At 67.9% G+C, this 18438-nt stretch carries 15 protein-coding genes; all 15 read right to left on the minus strand.

Annotated elements, in window-relative coordinates; all coding sequences use genetic code 11:
* Nucleotides 1-66 precede the first annotated feature (66 nt).
* Nucleotides 67-855 carry a triose-phosphate isomerase gene (tpiA, locus tag SJY14_RS09440; RefSeq protein WP_071253359.1) on the minus strand — a complete coding sequence of 263 codons (789 nt, stop codon included), beginning with the start codon at nucleotides 853-855 and terminating at the stop codon, nucleotides 67-69.
* On the minus strand, nucleotides 849-2060 hold the full coding sequence (locus SJY14_RS09445) for a phosphoglycerate kinase (protein WP_071253361.1): 1212 nt from the start codon (nucleotides 2058-2060) through the stop codon (nucleotides 849-851). The genes tpiA and SJY14_RS09445 overlap by 7 nt, the downstream gene beginning before the upstream one ends.
* Nucleotides 2061-2123: 63 nt before the next feature.
* Nucleotides 2124-3128, minus strand: coding sequence for a type I glyceraldehyde-3-phosphate dehydrogenase (gene gap, locus SJY14_RS09450; RefSeq protein ID WP_043595015.1), 1005 nt, complete (start codon nucleotides 3126-3128; stop codon nucleotides 2124-2126).
* A 171-nt stretch (nucleotides 3129-3299) separates the two neighbouring features.
* A complete protein-coding gene (gene whiA / locus SJY14_RS09455; protein WP_055972792.1) occupies nucleotides 3300-4280 on the minus strand; it encodes a DNA-binding protein WhiA in 981 nt (326 codons plus the stop codon).
* Nucleotides 4281-4348: 68 nt separating this feature from the next.
* Nucleotides 4349-5230, minus strand: coding sequence for an RNase adapter RapZ (gene rapZ, locus SJY14_RS09460; RefSeq protein WP_055972789.1), 882 nt, complete (start codon nucleotides 5228-5230; stop codon nucleotides 4349-4351).
* Between the two features lie 40 nt (nucleotides 5231-5270).
* Nucleotides 5271-7178 carry an excinuclease ABC subunit UvrC gene (uvrC, locus tag SJY14_RS09465; RefSeq protein ID WP_071253363.1) on the minus strand — a complete coding sequence of 636 codons (1908 nt, stop codon included), beginning with the start codon at nucleotides 7176-7178 and terminating at the stop codon, nucleotides 5271-5273.
* On the minus strand, nucleotides 7175-10126 hold the full coding sequence (uvrA, locus tag SJY14_RS09470; protein WP_143048488.1) for an excinuclease ABC subunit UvrA: 2952 nt from the start codon (nucleotides 10124-10126) through the stop codon (nucleotides 7175-7177). Before uvrA ends, uvrC begins: the two co-directional genes overlap by 4 nt.
* 70 nt (nucleotides 10127-10196) lie before the next feature.
* Nucleotides 10197-11111: an SDR family NAD(P)-dependent oxidoreductase gene (locus SJY14_RS09475; RefSeq protein WP_071253364.1), complete on the minus strand. Its 915-nt coding sequence runs from the start codon at nucleotides 11109-11111 to the stop codon at nucleotides 10197-10199.
* Nucleotides 11101-13167, minus strand: a complete 2067-nt coding sequence (uvrB, locus tag SJY14_RS09480; RefSeq protein WP_043592809.1) for an excinuclease ABC subunit UvrB — start codon at nucleotides 13165-13167, stop codon at nucleotides 11101-11103. The genes SJY14_RS09475 and uvrB overlap by 11 nt, the downstream gene beginning before the upstream one ends.
* A 10-nt stretch (nucleotides 13168-13177) precedes the next feature.
* Nucleotides 13178-13828 (minus strand): dephospho-CoA kinase, encoded by a 651-nt coding sequence (gene coaE / locus SJY14_RS09485; protein WP_071253366.1) that lies wholly within the window; start codon nucleotides 13826-13828, stop codon nucleotides 13178-13180.
* Between the two features lie 78 nt (nucleotides 13829-13906).
* On the minus strand, nucleotides 13907-15355 hold the full coding sequence (rpsA, locus tag SJY14_RS09490) for a 30S ribosomal protein S1 (RefSeq protein WP_043592805.1): 1449 nt from the start codon (nucleotides 15353-15355) through the stop codon (nucleotides 13907-13909).
* Between the two features lie 168 nt (nucleotides 15356-15523).
* On the minus strand, nucleotides 15524-17212 hold the full coding sequence (locus SJY14_RS09495) for a DUF885 domain-containing protein (RefSeq protein ID WP_071253367.1): 1689 nt from the start codon (nucleotides 17210-17212) through the stop codon (nucleotides 15524-15526).
* Between the two features lie 125 nt (nucleotides 17213-17337).
* Nucleotides 17338-17607 carry an HPr family phosphocarrier protein gene (locus tag SJY14_RS09500; protein WP_043592801.1) on the minus strand — a complete coding sequence of 90 codons (270 nt, stop codon included), beginning with the start codon at nucleotides 17605-17607 and terminating at the stop codon, nucleotides 17338-17340.
* A 27-nt stretch (nucleotides 17608-17634) separates the two neighbouring features.
* Nucleotides 17635-18099 (minus strand): PTS sugar transporter subunit IIA, encoded by a 465-nt coding sequence (locus tag SJY14_RS09505; protein WP_071253369.1) that lies wholly within the window; start codon nucleotides 18097-18099, stop codon nucleotides 17635-17637.
* Between the two features lie 2 nt (nucleotides 18100-18101).
* Complete coding sequence (locus SJY14_RS09510) at nucleotides 18102-18410, minus strand: PTS lactose transporter subunit IIB (RefSeq protein WP_054146078.1); 309 nt, start codon at nucleotides 18408-18410, stop codon at nucleotides 18102-18104.
* Between the last annotated feature and the right edge of the window lie 28 nt (nucleotides 18411-18438).

The raw sequence follows: 18438 nt of genomic DNA on the forward strand, positions 1-18438 counted from the left end.
CCGCGAGAGGCCGTCATCCCGGCAGCACGAGCCGGAAGGGCACCGACGGGCGGCGCCCCGATCCGCTCAGACGCCGACGTGCGCCTGGAAGCGGACGATGCTGGCGAACTCGGACACGTCGAGGCTCGCCCCACCGACGAGGGCGCCGTCGACGTTCGGCTCACGCATGAAGGACGCGATGTTGGTGGACTTGACCGATCCGCCGTAGAGGACACGGGTCGCGGCGGCGGCATCCGAGCCGACGATGTCGACCAGGGCCACCCGCAGCGCGGCGCAGACCTGCTCGGCCTGCTCGGCCGTGGCGGCCTGCCCGGACCCGATCGCCCAGACGGGCTCGTAGGCCACGACGATCTCGGCGGACGCGGGCACCTGGGCGAGCGCGGCACGGAGCTGGGCCACCGGCACCGCGCTCGGTCCGTGCTGCTCGAGGTCGTCGGCCGTCTCGCCGACGCAGATCACGGGGACGAGGCCCGACCGATGAGCCGCAGCGACCTTCGTCGCCACGACATCGTCGTCCTCGGCGTGGAGCGTCCGGCGCTCCGAGTGCCCGACCAGGACGTAGCGGACGTCGAGCTTGGCGAGGAACGGCCCCGAGACCTCTCCCGTGTAGGCACCGGAATCGTGGGCGGAGAGGTCCTGGGCTCCGAGCGCCAGCTCGAGCTTGTCGGCGTCGAGCAGGGTCTGCACGCTGCGGATGTCGGTGAACGGCGGGAACACCGCGGTCTCGACCGATTCGAAGTCGTGTTTGGCGTCCTTGAGGGACCAGGCGAGCTTCTGGACGAACGCGATCGCCTGCAGGTGATCGAGGTTCATCTTCCAGTTGCCGGCAATGAGGGGGGTGCGTGTGGTCACCATCCGAGGACCTCCAGTCCGGGGAGTCGTTTGCCCTCGAGGAACTCGAGGCTGGCTCCACCACCGGTGGAGATGTGGCCGAACTGGTCGTCCGTGAAGCCCAGGGCACGGACGGCCGCGGCCGAGTCGCCACCGCCGACGACACCGAGACCCGAGACATGGGTGAGAGCCTCGGCGACCGCCTTGGTGCCGTGTGCGAATGCCGGGAACTCGAAGACTCCCATGGGTCCGTTCCAGAAGACCGTGGACGACGTCTGGACGGTCTCGGCGAAGCGGGCCGCCGTCTCGGGACCGATGTCCAACCCGAGGGCGTCCGCACCGAGAGGAGACGACTCGATGCCGTCCGAGGCGACCACGGTGTGGTCGGCATCGGCGCTGAAGGTCGAGGCCGCCACCACGTCGACGGGGAGGACGAGGTTGACGCCCCGACGCGCGGCTTCGTCGACGTAGCCGCGGACCCGGTCGAGCTGGTCCTTCTCGAGCAGGCTCTTGCCGACGGGTAGTCCCTGCGCGGCGAGGAACGTGAAGAGCATCCCCCCACCGATGAGCAGGTTGTCGACCCGCGGGAGCAGGTGCTCGATGACGCCGAGCTTGTCGGACACCTTCGAGCCGCCGAGGACCACGGTGTAGGGCCGCGTGGGGTTCTCGGTCAGCTTGTCGAGGACCTCGAGCTCGCGGGAGATCAGAGTGCCGGCTGCGCTCGGGAGGAGCGCGGGGAGCTCGTACACGCTCGCCTGCTTGCGGTGCACGACGCCGAAGCCGTCGGAGACGAACACGTCGCCGAGTTCGGCCAGGCGACGGGCGAACTCCTGACGCTCCGACTCGTCCTTCGACGTCTCGGCAGCGTTGTAGCGGAGGTTCTCGAGCACGACGATCTGACCGTCGGTCAGTCCGGCCACCGCTTCGGTGGTCTCGTCGCCGACGGTGCTCGCCGCGAAGCCGACGCTCTTGCCGAGGAGTTCGCTGAGTCGCTGGGCGACCGGTCGCAGGCTGTACTCGGCCTTGGCCTCGCCGTCGGGGCGACCGAGGTGCGAGATGACGACGACCCTCGCCCCCTGGTTGATCAGCAGGTCGAGGGTCTCGAGGGAGGCACGGATGCGTCCGTCGTCGGTGATCTCACCGTCCTTCAGCGGGACGTTGAGGTCGCATCGGACGATGACGCGCTTGCCCGACAAGGGACCGAGGGAATCGAGGGTTCGCAGGCTCATGGGTTCGTTTCGGGGTTGGAGGACGATGCCCCGGCCCGCTGGGGCCGGGGCATCGAGGTCGGACTAGAGGCGGTCGGCCACGTACTTCGTCAGGTCGACGAGGCGGTTCGAGTAGCCCCACTCGTTGTCGTACCACGAGGTGATCTTGACCAGGTTGCCGATGACCTTGGTGAGCCCCGAGTCGTAGATCGACGAGTGCGGGTCGGTCGTGATGTCGGTGGACACCAGCGGGTCTTCGGAGTAGGCGAGGATGCCCTTGAGCTCGCCCTCGGCTGCGGCCTTGTAGGCAGCGTTGATCTGCTCGACCGTCACCGGGGTGCTGGTCTCGAGGGTCACGTCGGTGATCGAGCCGGTGGGGACGGGGACGCGCAGGGCGTAGCCGTCGAGCTTGCCGGCGAGCTCGGGGATCACGAGGCCGATGGCCTTGGCGGCACCGGTCGACGTCGGGACGATGTTGAGCGCGGCGGCGCGGGCACGACGGGGGTCCTTGTGGGGGCCGTCCTGCAGGTTCTGGTCGGCCGTGTACGCGTGGACCGTCGTCATGAGACCGCGCTCGACGCCGAAGTTGTCGAGGAACACCTTCATCAGGGGCGCGAGGCTGTTCGTCGTGCACGACGCGTTCGAGATGATGTGGTGGTTGGCGGGGTCGTAGATGCCCTCGTTCACGCCCAACACGATGGTGGCGTCGTCACCGGTGGCGGGAGCCGAGATGAGGACCTTCTTCGCGCCGGCCGTGATGTGCTTGCGTGCGTCTTCGGCCTTCGTGAAGAAACCGGTCGACTCGACGACGATGTCGACGCCCAGCTCGCCCCAGGGCAGGTTGGCGGGGTCGCGCTCGGCGAGCACCTTGATCGGCTTGCCGTCGACGACGATCGAGTCGCCGTCGAGCTCGACGGTGGCGTCGAGACGACCCGTGATCGAGTCGAACTTGAGGAGGTGCGCGAGGGCGGCGTTGTCGGTCAGGTCGTTGACGGCGACGATCTCGATGTCGGTTCCCTTGGCGAGCGCCGCGCGGAAGTAGTTACGGCCGATGCGACCGAAGCCGTTGATGCCGATCTTGACGGTCAATGAAACTCCTGATGATCAGGCGTCGTGGGGACGCGTGGAGGGTGTGGGCGACCAGGCCCGTGGCGACGCCCGAATTCTCGATGACCTCGGGTCGGACACCGTTTACGACAGTAGCAGCAGCCCTCCGGAATTCGCCGTCCCGTGACGTCACGGGCTCCCCTCCGCCGGCCCTCAGTCGAGGTCGAGGTCGTTCGGGAGATTGGCGTCCGTACCCGGGAGGCCCAGGTCGCTGGCTTTCTTGTCGGCCATGGCGAGCAGTCGGCGGATGCGTCCCGCCACGGCGTCCTTGGTCATCGGGGGGTCGGCGTGGTGGCCGAGTTCGTCCAAGCTGGCGTCACGATGCGCCAGTCGCAGTTCGCCCGCGTACTTGAGGTGATCGGGGATGTCGTCGCCGAGGAGTTCCATCGCCCGGTCGACCCGGGCGCAGGCGGCGACGGCGGCCTGGGCCGAACGTCGCAGGTTGGCGTCGTCGAAGTTGACGAGACGGTTGGCGGTCGCGCGCACCTCCCGGCGCTGGCGCATCTCTTCCCAGTCGGTCACGCTCTTCTCGGCACCCATCACCTTGAGCATGGTGCCGATCGCCTCACCGTCGCGGATGATCACGCGGTGCACGCCCCGGACCTCGCGGGCCTTCGCCGCGATGCCCAGTCGTCCGGCGGCCCCGACGAGCGCCATGGCGGTCTCGTTGCCGGGGCACACGACCTCGAGCGAGGCGGATCGACCGGGGTCGGTCAAAGAGCCCTGGGCGAGGAAGGCGCCGCGCCAGATCGCGGCGAGATCGTCACGCGAGCCGGTCGTGAGTCGGTTCGGCAGGCCACGCACGGGTCGCCGGCGGGCGTCCATGAGCCCGGTCTGACGCGCCAGCGTCTCTCCGGCCTCGTGGACCCGCACGAGGAACCCCGGGGTGCGTCGTGAACCGGAGGGAGCCGTCATGGCGACGTCGCTCCGGGCTCCGTACAGCTCGGCCAGGTCTTTGCGGACCCGGCGGGCGATGAGGGCCGAGTCGAGTTCCGCCTCGACCGCGATCCGCCCGGAGATGAGGTGGAGCCCCCCGGCAAAACGAAGGACGGTGGCGAGCTCGGCAGCCCGGATCGTCGTCCTGCTCACCTCGACGCGGGCGAGTTCTTCTTTGACGTCGGCAGTCTGGGCCACTCCGGTTGTTCCTTTTCGTCAGGTCGACTTGTCGTCGGTACACGGGCGTGCTGAAGGACCTCGGTGGGTCATTCTCGGCCGAGGTCGCGGTGTTTCACGCTGACGGCCACGCCGGGGAGTCCACGCAGACGCGCCGCCAGTTCACCCACGAGGGTGACCGATCGATGTTTGCCCCCGGTGCAGCCAATGGCGATCGTAGCGTGTCTCTTGTTCTCACGCTGATAGCCCGACAACACGGGGACGAGCGAGGCGGCGAAGGCGTCGACGAACTCTCGTGCCCCGTCCTGTTGCATGACGTACGTCGTGACCGGCTCGTCGAGCCCCGACTGCTGCCGGAGCGCGGGCACCCAGAACGGGTTGGGGAGGAACCGCGCGTCGCCCACCATGTCGGCGTCGGTGGGCAGGCCGTACTTGAACCCGAAGCTGAGGACGGTCACCTGCACCCCGGCGCGGTCGGACTCGGCGAACTTCTCGGAGATCGTCGTGGCCAACTGGTGGATGTTGAGTTCCGAGGTGTCGATGATCACGTCGCTGGTCTCGCGGAGCTCCTCCATGCGCGCTCGCTCGGCGAGGATGCCGTCCAGCAAGGTGCCGTCACCCTGCAGCGGGTGCGGCCGCCGGACCTGCTCGAAACGGCGGACCAACGCCGCGTCGGTCGCGTCGAGGAAGAGGACCCGCACCTTGCTGGGCATGCTCGCCCGGAGGGTGCGGACGGCCTCCTGTGCCTCGCTGAAGAGGCGCCCCCCGCGGACGTCGACCACGGCGGCGATCTTGGGGAGCGAGTCCCCCGCGCGCTCGGCCAGGTCGAGCAACGGTCGCAGCATCTGCGCGGGCAGGTTGTCTACCACGTACCAGTCGAGGTCTTCGAGGGCGTTGCCGACCGTCGACCGCCCGGCACCGGACATGCCCGTCACGATCAGGACCTCTTGTTGTTCGCTGACGTCGCTCATGTCGGTGGTGTCCTCCGGGTCGGCGGGCGGTGCATCGAGTCTAGGCGGGGCTCGTGGGGGGCACGGCGTCGTCGGCCGTCACGTCCTCGGCTCCGCGGAGCCGTTCGACGACGGCCGCGGCGAGGGTCGGTCCGATGCCGCGGATCGCCGAGATGTCGGCGACGTCTGCGTCTTTCAGCCGTTTGACCGAGCCGAAGTGCTTCAGGAGCACGGCCACCCGGGAGGGGCCCAACCCCGGGATCTCGGCCAGTTGCGTCGAGATGTCGCGTTTGCGCCGTTGCCGCTGGTGTGTGATCGCGAACCGATGCGCCTCGTCCCGGATGCGCTGGATCAGGAACAGTGCGTCGCTGTTGCGCGGCAGGATGACCGGGAAGTCGTCGTCGGGCAACCAGATCTCTTCGAGCCGCTTGGCGATGCCGCACAGTGCGATGTCGGTGACGCCCGCGTCGTCGAGGGCTCGTCGGGCCGCCGCCACCTGGGGTTGTCCGCCGTCGACGATGAGGAGGTTGGGACGGTACGCGAACCGTTTGCGTTGCTCACCCACCTCCTCGACGGGCGCGAGTTCGTCGTCGAGGCGCGAGAGACGGCGGCTGAGGGTCTGGTAGATCGACTCGGTGTCGTCGGTCGACTGAGGGATGTTGAAGCGCCGGTACTGGTCCTTCCGCGGTAGACCGTCCTCGAACACCACCATCGAAGCGACGATGTTCGTGCCCGAGAGGTGGGAGACGTCGTAGCACTCCATGCGCAAGGGCGCGTCGCTCATGCCGAGGGCCTCCTGGATGTCGGCCAGGGCGGTCGACCGGGTGGCGAAGTCGGCGCTGCGACGGGTCTTGTAGAGCATGAGCGACTGCTGCGCGTTGAGGGTCGCCGTCTGCATCAGGTTGGCCTTCTCCCCGCGCTGAGCCGTGTGTATCTGCACCCGCCCGCGCCCGCGGAGGGAGCTCAGCACGCTTTCGAGGGCGTCGTTGTCGTCCGGCGTCTCGGTCACGACGATCTCGCGAGGAAGCTCGGCACCGGCGGTGTAGATGCCCTGCAGGACCTGCTCGACGAGGTCGCCGGTCGAGATGTCGATCTCTTTGTCGACGACCCATCCGCGGGAACCACGGATGCGACCGCCCCTCACCGTGAAGAGCTGGACGGCGGCCGCCAGCTCGTCCTCGGCGAGGGCGTAGAGGTCGAGGTCGACGTTGTCGCGGAGGACGACCGCCGACTTGTCGAGCACGGCCTCGAGGGCCTGCACCTGGTCCCTGTAGGCCGCCGCGTCCTCGAAGCGCTGCTCGACGGCGGCCGTCTTCATGGACCGCTGCAGGTCGGCGATCACCTTCTTGTCGTAGCTGCCCATGAACTTGACGAACTCGTCGACTATGGCCCGGTGCTCGTCGATCGACACCTTGTGTGAGCAGGGCCCTCCGCAACGACCGATCTGCCCCGGGAAGCAGGGCTTGCCCGTCTGCATCGCCTTCTTGTAGCTGCTGTCGGAACAGGTCCGGATCGGGAAGACCTTGATCATCAGGTCGATGGTGTCGTGGACCGCCCAGATCTTCGGGTAGGGCCCGAAGTACTTCGCCCCTCTGATGCGCGGGTTGCGCGTGACCATGACCCGAGGTGCCTCGTCGGCCAGGGTGACGGCCATGAAGGGATAGGTCTTGTCGTCGCGGAACTTGACGTTGAACGGCGGGTCGAATTCTTTGATCCACGTGTACTCGAGCTGCAGGGCCTCGATGTCGCTGCCCACGACGGTCCACTCGACCGATCGAGCGGTGAGGACCATCCGACGGGTGCGTTCGTGGAGGGAGGGCAGTGGTGCGAAGTAGTTGCTCAGCCGGGCCCGCAGGTTCTTGGCCTTGCCGACGTACAGAACCCTGCCCCGCTCGTCACGCCAGCGGTAGACGCCGGGGTCGGTCGGTATCTCGCCCGCTTTCGGACGCCAGGAGACGGTGTTGCTCATCGTGCTTCGACGGCCTCCCGACGTCGCGTCGGCGTGGCCTTCTTCTTCTGGACGCGCGGCACGGTGTGACCCGACTCGAGGATCTCCTTGAGGAAGACGCCCGTGTGGCTCTCGGGCACGGTGGCGAGGTGTTCGGGCGTGCCGGTGGCGATGACGGTACCGCCACCCGCGCCTCCTTCGGGGCCCATGTCGATCAGCCAGTCGGCGGACTTGATGACGTCGAGGTTGTGCTCGATCGTGATGACGGTGTTGCCCTTCTCGACGAGACCGTTCAGAACGAGCAGGAGCTTGCGCACGTCCTCGAAGTGCAGACCCGTGGTCGGCTCGTCGAGCACGTAGACGCTGCGCCCGTTGGAGCGCTTCTGCAGCTCGGTCGCGAGCTTCACGCGCTGAGCCTCGCCACCGCTCAACGTGGTGGCGCTCTGACCGAGTCGCACGTAGCCCAGGCCGACGTCGACCAGCGTCGACATGAACCGCGAGATCGCCGAGATGGGGGCGAAGAACTCGGCCGCCTCGCTGATCGGCATCTCGAGGACCTCGGAGATGTTCTTTCCCTTGTAGCGCACCGCCAGGGTGTCGCGGTTGTAGCGCGCACCACCGCACACCTCGCAGGCGACGTAGACGTCGGGCAGGAAGTTCATCTCGATCTTGATGGTGCCGTCACCCGCGCAGTTCTCGCAGCGGCCGCCCTTGACGTTGAAGCTGAAGCGTCCCGGCAGGTAGCCGCGGGCCTTCGCATCGGTCGTCTCGGCGAAGAGGGTGCGGATTCGGTCGAAGACGCCCGTGTAGGTCGCGGGGTTCGAGCGCGGGGTGCGACCGATCGGTGCCTGGTCCACGTGGACGACCTTGTCGAGGGCGTCGAGCCCCGTGACACGCGTGTGCTTGCCGGGGATCTGACGGGCTCCGTTGAGCTGGTTCGCCAGGACCTTGTACAGGATGTCGTTCACGAGCGAGGACTTGCCCGAACCGCTGACACCCGTCACGGCGACGAAGGTGCCCAGAGGGAAATCGACGGTGACGTCGCGCAGGTTGTTGGCCTTGGCGCCCACGACCGAGATCATGCGCTTCTTGTCGACGGGACGACGGCTGGTGGGCGTCTCGATCGAGCGCCGCCCGGCGAGGTAGTCACCCGTGTACGAGTCGGTGTTCGCGACGAGGTCCTCGTAGCTGCCCGAGTGCACGACCGTGCCGCCGTTGACGCCGGCACCCGGACCGATGTCGACCACCCAGTCGGCCGTCTTGATGGTGTCCTCGTCGTGCTCGACGACGATCAGCGTGTTGCCGAGGTTCTTGAGCTTGACCAGCGTGTCGATCAGTCGGCGGTTGTCCCGCTGGTGCAGGCCGATGCTCGGTTCGTCGAGGACGTAGAGCACCCCGGTCAGGCCCGAGCCGATCTGGGTCGCGAGGCGGATGCGCTGGGCCTCGCCACCCGAGAGGGACCCGGCGGCGCGGGCCAGCGAGAGGTACGTGAGACCCACCTCGAGCAGGAACTCGAGCCGGACCCGGATCTCACGAAGGACCTGGGCGGCGATGCGCGCCTCGCGGGTCGTGAGGGTGAGGCTGTTCATGAATTCGAAGGCGTCGGCGAGGCTGAGTTCGGACACGGTCGCGATGTCGTTCCCGTCGACCAGGACGGCGAGGACCTCGGGCTTGAGCCGCTTGCCCTTGCAGACGACGCACGGGATCTCACGGAGGTAGGACGCGTAACGCTGGCGCTGCGTGTCGGTCTCGGCCTCGGCGTACTTGCGCTCGATGTAGGGCATCACACCCTCGAAACCCGTCGAGTACGTCATTTCTCGCCCGAAGCGGTTACGCCATTTGACCGTGACCTCGAAGTCGTTGCCCTGCAGGACGGCCTGCTGGACCTTCTCGGACAGGTCGTGCCACGGCGTCTTGAGGCTGAAGCCGAGATCGCCGGCCAGGCCCTCGAGGAGCTTCTGGAAGTAGTTGTAGAGGCCCTTGCCCGATTGGGTCCACGGGAGGATGACGCCGTCGGCGAGGCTCAACTCGGGATCGCCCAGGAGCAGGTCGGAGTCGACCGACATCTTGGTGCCGAGACCCGAGCACTCGGGGCAGGCGCCGAAGGGTGCGTTGAACGAGAACGTGCGGGGTTCGATCTCGGTGAGCTGGACCGGGTGGTTGTTCGGGCACGAGAGCTTCTCGGAGAACGTTCGGTACTTGCCGGCCGCGCCCTCGTCGGTGTCGACGAAGTCGATGGTGACCAGGCCGTCGGTCAGGCGGAGGGCGGTCTCGAGCGAGTCGGTCAGACGGGTCAGCGCCTGATCGGAGGCGACGAGGCGGTCGACAACGACCGCGATGTCGTGCTTGATCTGCTTCTTCAGCTTGGGCGGCGAACTGAGCTGGATCTGCTCACCGTCGACGATGGCCCGGGAGTACCCCGTGGACGCGAGCTCGGCGAACAGGTCGACGAACTCGCCTTTCTTCTGCGAGACCACAGGGCTCAGAACCTGGTAGCGGGTGCCCGTCTCGAGGGTCATGAGCTGGTCGGCGATCTGCTGCACGCTCTGCTTGCTGATCTTCTCGCCGCAGACGGCGCAGTGCGGCACGCCGATCCGTGCCCAGAGGAGGCGCATGTAGTCGTAGATCTCGGTGATCGTGCCGACCGTGGATCGCGGGTTGCGGTTCGTGGACTTCTGATCGATGGAGACGGCCGGGCTGAGGCCCTCGATGAAGTCGACGTCGGGCCGGTCGACCTGACCCAGGAACTGCCGCGCGTAGGCGGACAGCGACTCGACGTACCGTCTCTGCCCTTCGGCGAAGATCGTGTCGAAGGCGAGGGACGACTTGCCGGAGCCGGACAACCCGGTGAAGACGACCAACGAGTCACGCGGGATCTCGAGGTCGACGTTGTTCAGGTTGTGCACACGGGCACCCCGGACGCTCAGCGTGGAGGAACCTTCTACAGGTGAGATGGACACTCTTACCATTCTGTCGATGTGGACGACGCTCGTCGTCGTGGCGGGCAGGCCCGCGGGAGATGCAGCCGGCGGCGCAGGGTCAGGGGGCCGGGGACGAGATGACCGGTTGGACGCCCGTCAGGCCGGCCGACACCTGCCAGAGACGGGCTGCGACCGACTCGTCGCGGGTATGACGTTTGGCGGGCACGTGAGCCGGGGCGCCGGTCAGCTGGAACCATCCGGCCGGACCCCAGTATTCCCCGCCGACGACGTCTTCGCCCACGAGGGCGTGGACGAGGGGCTCTGCTCCGACCTCTTTGCCCTGGGAGAACGTGTGCATCATCGAGGTGAGGACGGCGGGAGGACGGTGGGGTTCGACGACGGGCGGGCGTGGATCGCTGAGGGACTCCCATGAGAACCCGGGGTGGGCGACGACGCTCGAGATCGACGATCCGGCCGCCCGGAGTCGACGATCGAGGTCGAACCCGAAGGTCATGACCGCGAGCTTGGATCGCGCGTAGGCGACGGCCCCCGAATAGCTCGAGACCATCATGGGATCGTCGAGGTCGAGTCGCACCCACCGGTGGCTGATGCTGCCGAGGTGCACGACTCGCGCCCTCCCGGCCGACTCGAGTGCCGGAAGGAGGTGCGAGACCAGCGCGAAGTGGCCGAGGTGGTTGGTGCCGAACTGGAGCTCGAAGCCGTCGGTCGTCGTCTGACGCCGACGGGAACCGACGACGCCTGCGTTGGCCAGCAAGCCGTCGACCGGCCCACCGGCGGCGATGGCGGACGCACCCGAGCGGACCGACGCGAGATCGGCGAGGTCGAGGGCGACGGTGTCGACGTCCGCCCCGGGCACGCGGCTGCGCAGGAGATCGGCGGCCCGGACGGCTCGCTCTGCGTCGCGGGACGCGAGGACGACCTGATGACCGGCCGTGACGAGCCGCTCGGCGGAGTAATAGCCGAGACCCGCGGTCGCACCCGTGACGACGACACGGCGACGTTCACCGGGCATGGCCGGCCGCCTCCATCTGGCGCAGGTCTTTCTTCAGGTCGGCGACCTCGTCGCGGAGCCGACCGGCCAACTCGAACTTGAGCTCGGCCGAGGCCTGCAGCATCTGCTCGTTGAGGTCGGCGATGATGGCTTCGAGACCGTTCGCCGCGCTGGCCGCCTTGCCCTCGCGGCGGAGGTTCGGCGTGGGGGCGCGCTTGCCGCCCTGGCGATCCGCGAGGAGGCGAGCGGTGTCGGCGCCCTCTCGGGCCAGGACCTCGGTGATGTCGGCGATCTTCTTCCGCAACGGCTGGGGATCGATGCCGCGCTCGAGGTTGTAGGCGACCTGCTTCTCGCGACGACGATCGGTCTCTTCGAGTGCTTGTTTCATCGAATCGGTCATCACGTCGGCGTACATGTGCACCTGACCCGACACGTTGCGGGCCGCACGACCGATGGTCTGGATGAGGGACGTCGACGAGCGGAGGAAGCCTTCTTTGTCGGCGTCGAGGATGGCGACGAGCGACACTTCGGGGAGGTCGAGGCCCTCACGGAGCAGGTTGATGCCGACGAGCACGTCGTAGACCCCCTGGCGCAGTTCGGTCAGCAGCTCGACCCGTCGGAGCGTGTCGACGTCGGAGTGCAGGTACCGCACCCGCACGCCGGCCTCGGTGAGGAAGTCGGTGAGTTCTTCGGCCATCTTCTTGGTCAAGGTGGTGACCAGGACACGTTCGTCGATCTCGACCCGAGTGCGGATCTCTTCGAGCAGGTCGTCGATCTGACCCGCGGACGGCTTGACCACGATCTCGGGATCGATGAGCCCGGTGGGTCGGATGATCTGCTCGACCACACTGTCGGTGATCCCCAGCTCGTACTTGCCGGGTGTCGCCGAGAGGTAGACCTTCTGGCCGACCCGGTCGAGGAACTCCTCGAACTTGAGCGGCCTGTTGTCGAGGGCACTCGGCAGCCGGAAGCCGTGGTCGACGAGGGTGCGCTTGCGTGAGGCGTCGCCCTCGTACATGGCACCGATCTGGGGCACGGTGACGTGCGACTCGTCGATCACCACGAGCAGGTCGTCGGGGAAGTAGTCGAGCAGGCAGTGGGGCGCCTCGCCGGGCGATCGACCGTCGATGTGCGCCGAGTAGTTCTCGATGCCGTTGCAGAAACCGATCTGTTCCATCATCTCGAGATCGAAGGTCGTGCGCATGCGCAGACGTTGGGACTCGAGGAGCTTGCCCTGCTTGTCGAGCTCGTCGAGACGGGTGGCGAGTTCGTCCTTGATGGTCCCGATCGCCCGGTGCATGACGTCGGTACCCGCGACGTAGTGGGACCCCGGGAAGACCGACACCGCGTCCATCGTCTTGACGACGTCGCCCGTGAGCGGGTGGAGGGCGTACAGGGCCTCGACCTCGTCGCCGAACATCTCGATGCGGATGGCCAGTTCTTCGTACATGGGGATGATCTCGATGGTGTCGCCCCGCACCCGGAAGTTGCCACGGGAGAAGTCGATGTCGTTGCGCTGGTACTGCATCGAGACGAAGCGACGGATGAGAGTCTCGCGATCGATCCGCATGCCGACCTGGAGGGCGATCATGGCTTCCATGTAGCCCTCGGGAGTGCCGAGACCGTAGATGCAGGACACCGTCGAGACGACGATGACGTCGCGCCGGCTCAGCAGGGAGTTCGTCGTCGAGTGTCGCAGGCGCTCGACCTCGGCGTTGACCGAGCTGTCCTTCTCGATGAAGGTGTCGGTCTGCGGGACGTAGGCCTCGGGCTGGTAGTAGTCGTAGTACGACACGAAGTACTCGACGGCGTTGTTCGGGAAGAGCGACCGGAACTCGTTCGCCAACTGGGCCGCGAGCGTCTTGTTGTGGGCCAGGACGAGCGTGGGTCGCTGCACCTGTTCGACGAGCCAGGCCGTGGTCGCCGACTTGCCCGTTCCGGTGGCACCCAGCAGGACGACGTCGGTCTCACCCGCGTTGATGCGCCCCGCCAGCTCGGCGATGGCAGCCGGCTGGTCGCCGCTGGGTTCGAACTCACTGATGACTTCGAACGGGCGGACGCTGCGGGTCGGTTCCATGGATTCCAGTTTACGAGGGACCACCGACACTCGCGTCCGGGGAGGCTGCCTGCTTCGCCGCTGACAGCGAACGCAGCCGGTCGTAGAGGTCGTCGGCCTGCTCCAGCGTGTGCTCGAGCGACCCGGACGAGTCGACGACGACGTCCGCGACGGCGAGCCGCGTCCGGTCGTCCGCCTGCGCGTCCACGCGGCGCCGCGCCTCCTCGTCGCTCATCCCCCGCAGCTCGACGAGCCTCCGCAGGCGCACCTCACGCGGTGCGTGCACGACGACGACCACGTCGAAGCCGGCGGTCCCCCGCGACTCGACGAGGAGCGGCACGTCGTAGACCACGACGCGTTCCGGGTCGTCGGCGACGGCGTCGGCCATGCGCCGGGCCGAGAGAGCGTGCACGGCCGGGTGCGTGATCCCTTCGAGATCACGGCGAGCGTCAGGATCGGCGAAGACGACGGCCCCGAGGGCGGCCCGGTCGAGGGAGCCGTCGGGCTGCAGCACGTCGGACCCGAAGCGGGAGACCACGTCCGCGAGTCCCGCCGATCCGGGTTCGACCACCTCTCGAGCGAGGGCGTCGGCGTCGACGTGCGCCGCCCCCCGTTCGGCGAGTCGACGGGCCACGACCGATTTGCCGGCGGCGATGCCACCGGTCAATCCACAGACGAACACGACGTCGAGACTACGCCGGGAACGCCGGAAGGCGGCTCCCCCGAGGGGGAACCGCCTTCTGGTCGAGACCGGAGGGACTCAGTTGTTGTTCGACAGCTTCTCGCGCAGAGCGGCGAGCGACTCGTCGTCGGCGAGGGTGCCGGCGCCCGAGGCGGACTCGGCCGAGAACGACGAACCCGTGGGAGCGTCGAACGTCGTCTCTTCGACGAGCGAGGCAGCGACCTGCTTCTTGTGGGCTTCCCAGCGCGCCTGGGCGGCAGCGTAGTCCTGCTCCCACTTCTCGCGCTGCGAGTCGAAGCCCTCGCGCCATTCGTTCGTCTCGGGGTCGAAGCCCTCGGGGTACTTGTAGTTGCCCTGGTCGTCGTACTCGGTGAGCATGCCGTAGAGCGCCGGGTCGAACTCGGTGCCCTCGGGGTCGACGCCCTCGTTGGCCTGCTTGAGGCTCAGCGAGATGCGACGGCGGTCGAGGTCGATGTCGATGACCTTGACGAACACCTCGTCGCCGACGGCGACGACCTGCTCGGCCAGCTCGACGTGCTTCGCCGACAGCTCGGAGATGTGCACGAGACCCTCGATGCCGTCGGCCACGCGGACGAACGCACCGAAGGGGACGAGCTTGGTGACCTTGCCCGGAGCGACCTGACCGATCGCGTGCGTGCGGGCGAACACCTGCCACGGGTCTTCCTGGGTGGCCTTGAGTGAGAGCGACACGCGCTCACGGTCGAGGTCGACCTCGAGGATCTCGACGGTGACCTCCTGGCCCACCTCGACGACCTCGCTGGCGTGCTCGATGTGCTTCCAGCTGAGCTCGGAGACGTGCACCAGACCGTCGACGCCGCCCAGGTCGACGAACGCACCGAAGTTGACGATCGACGAGACGACGCCCTTGCGGACCTGGCCCTTGTGGAGGTTGTTGAGGAAGGTGGTGCGGCTCTCGGACTGCGTCTGCTCGAGCAGGGCACGGCGCGACAGGACCACGTTGTTGCGGTTCTTGTCGAGCTCGAGGATCTTGGCCTCGATCTCTTGGCCCAGGTAGGGCGTGAGGTCGCGGACGCGGCGCAGCTCGATGAGCGAGGCGGGGAGGAAGCCACGGAGGCCGATGTCGACGATGAGGCCACCCTTGACGACCTCGATGACCGTACCGGTGACGACGCCGTCGGCGTCCTTGATCTTCTCCACGTCGCCCCAGGCACGCTCGTACTGAGCGCGCTTCTTGGACAGGATCAGACGGCCTTCTTTGTCTTCCTTCTGGAGGACGAGGGCTTCGACCGTGTCGCCGACCTCGACGACCTCGGTGGGGTCGACGTCGTGCTTGATCGAGAGTTCGCGCGAGGGGATGACACCCTCGGTCTTGTAGCCGACGTCGAGGAGGACCTCGTCGCGGTCGATCTTCACGACGGTGCCTTCGATGAGGTCGCCGTCGTTGAAGAACTTCAGGGTCTTCTCGACCGCGGCCAGGAAGTCATCAGCGGATCCGATGTCGTTGATGGCGACCTGCTTGGGTGCCTTGGTCGTTACGGTTGTCATGTAGTTAGTGCTCCAGTACGGGCATGAATCGGGCCGTGTTCGCCCCTCGAACGGTGTTCGGGAGGATGTGTCGAACGCGGCGTGCGGAAAGATCGACGCAGATAGCGCGCGATCATCTTAGCGCGGTGCCGTCGGTGCGGGCAACGGCGTGTCGGCAGCCGGAACGGCTCAGTGCAACAGGGCTCGCCGGAGCGTGTCGAGCCCGACTCCGCCCAGCCGAAGGGCGTCGCGGTGGAAGGACTTGACGTCGAACGCGTCGCCGTCCCGCCGGGCACGTTCGGCGCGGAGGTCCTCCCAGATGCGTTGACCGACCTTGTACGACGGCGCCTGTCCCGGCCAGCCGAGGTACCTGTCGACCTCGAAGCGCACGAACTCGGTGTCCATGTTGACGTTCTCCGACATGAAAGCGAAGGCGTTCGTCGCGTCCCAGGACCCGCCGCCGGGGAACGGCTTGCCGAGGTGGACGCCGATGTCGAGGACGACGCGCGCCGCGCGCATGCGCTGACCGTCGAGCATGCCCAACCGGTCGCCAGGGTCGCCGAGCCAGCCGAGCTCGTCCATCAGTCGCTCCGCGTAGAGGGCCCACCCCTCGGCGTGCCCCGAGGTCCCCGCCAGCTGTCGGCGCCAGGTGTTCAGCGTGGCCCGGTTGTGGACGGCCTGGCCGAGTTGCAGGTGGTGGCCGGGGACGCCCTCGTGGAAGACCGTCGTCGTCTCACGCCAGGTGCCGAAGCGGGTGACGCCCTCGGGCACCGACCACCACATGCGACCGGGTCGCGAGAAGTCGTCACTGGGGCTCGTGTAGTAGATGCCGCCGTCCTTCGTCGGCGCGATGCGGCACTCCAGCCGGCGGACGGGCTCGGGGATGTCGAACTGGTCGCGCCCCAACTCGGCGACGGCCCGGTCGCTCAGCTCCTGCATCCAGGCGCGGAGGGCGTCGGTGCCCACGAGCTGGCGTGCGGGGTCGGCATCGAGCAGCTCGATGGCCCGGGAGACCGACGCTCCGGGGTCGATCTGACGTGCGACGGCCTCTTGTTCGGTCGTCATCCGGGCGAGCTCGTCGATCCCCCATTCGTAGGTCTCGTCGAGGTCGACCGTCGCTCCGAGGAACCGTCGCGAGTGCAGGGCGTAGGCGTCGCGTCCGACGGCGTCCACGGTGGTGGCGGCGGGGAGCAGCTCGTCGAGCAGGAAGCGTCGCAGGTCGACGTAGGCCTCCGCGGCGGACGAGGCGCCCGACGTGAGGTCCCGAGCCAGCGCCGCGCCGGGTTCGCTGCCGTCGCCGAGCCGGGCTCCGCCGACGAACTCGGTGAAGAAGCCGTCGGCGGCACCGATGCGGGCGCACTGCTCGGCCACCTTCTCGACCTGGCGGCGGGCGGGGGTCACTCCCCCGGCGATGCCGGCACGCAACGTCTCGACGTACTGGTCGACGGCGGTCCGAACCCGACCCAGGCGGGACGCGACGTCGACCCAGTCCCCCTCGGAGTCGGTCGGCATCAGGTCGAACACCTCGCGGATGCCCTGTGCCGGCGACGCGATGACGTTCAGGTCGCGCAGTTCGAGTCGCTGCTCGGCGTACTCGAGGTCGAGCTGGAGCTCGCTCGTCAGGTCGTCCCGGGTGACGCGGTCGACATCGTCCACGGGGGCGGTGCTCCGCAGTTCGGCGAGAGCGGCCCGGACGGCCTCGATGCGGCGTGCGTGACCCTCGGGCGAGTAATCGCCGTACTCGCCGGTGCGGCCCTCACGGCCGATCCAGGTCGCGGTGGTCGGGTCGAGTTCGCACAGAGTGTCCACCCAGCGTTCGGCGACCCCGTCGACGGGGGTCGGTGTGCGCGGGGTCGGCGTCGTCGCGGGATCGGTCATGGCGACGAGCCTAGTGACGCAGGAGGCGCGGTGCCGGAGGGCCCGCACCGCGCCTCCTCGGGTGCCACGACGAACGGGGCGCCCACCGACTCTCGTCGGTGGGCGCCCCGTCCTGGTGCCGCTGTCTACTCTTTGTCGAGATCGGTCGCGAGGAGCGCGACGAGCTCGTCGAGGGCGGCCTCGGCGTTATCGCCCTCGGTCGCGACGACGACCTCTTCACCGTGGCCGATGCCCAGCGAGAGCACGCCGAGGATGCTGGCGGCGTTGACGCTCTTGCCGGCCGCGGAGGTCAGCGTGACCTTGGCGCCGGTCTTGCCGGCGGCCTGGCTGAACAACGAGGCGGGACGGGCGTGCAGCCCGACGCTCGAGGCGATGGTGACGGAACGTTCTGGCATGTCTTCTCCTCAGAAGGGGGGTGGGGGTCAGTCGTCGTCGTCGGTCGACGCGAGCAGCTCGTAGACCTCGGCGGTCGTGGTCGACCCGCGCAGGGCGGCGGCCTTGTCGGGGTCCATCAGGATGCTGGCGAGCTGGCTGAGGATCGCGATGTGGCCGTTGCCCTTGGCGGCGATTCCGACCGTGACCGAGACCTCGTTGCCGTCCCAGTCGACCGGGGTCGGGAACCGCAGGACGACGAGGGCGTCCTCTTTGACCGAGTCCTTGCCGGCGAGGGTGCCGTGCGGGATCGCCACACCCTCGCCGACGTAGGTGGACACCGAGTTCTCACGCTCGAACATCGCCTCGACGTACGTCTCGTCGATCGCGCCCGCGTCGATGAGGGCCTGACCCGTCTTGCGGATGGCCTCGTCGCGCGAGGCGGCGACCTCGTCGAGTCGGATGGACGACTCGGCGAGGAGCGCCGAGAGCTCGGGTGCCTGCTGGTCGGTCATCGTCAGACCTCGACCGTCGAGCCGTCCTGGATCGCCTTGACGACCTTGGCGACGTTGGGGTCTCCCATGAACAGCTGGAACGGCACGACGGGCACGTTCGGCACGACGCCGCGGGCACGCTCGGCCAGGTTGTTCTGGGTGACGACGACGTCGGCGTCCGACGGGATCGACGCGACGGGCGAGTGCTCGACGGTGACACCGCTCTTCTTCAGCTGCTTCTTGAGCGTGGACGCCAGCATGACGCTGCTGCCCATGCCCGCGTCGCACGCGACGATGAGTTTCTTGATGCTGGAACCGTCGAGGGTTGCCATGACCTTCTCCTTGTGTGGTGGTGGTGCT

It is taken from the genome of Frigoribacterium sp. R86507 (assembly GCF_044597695.1).
Classification (GTDB): domain Bacteria; phylum Actinomycetota; class Actinomycetes; order Actinomycetales; family Microbacteriaceae; genus Frigoribacterium.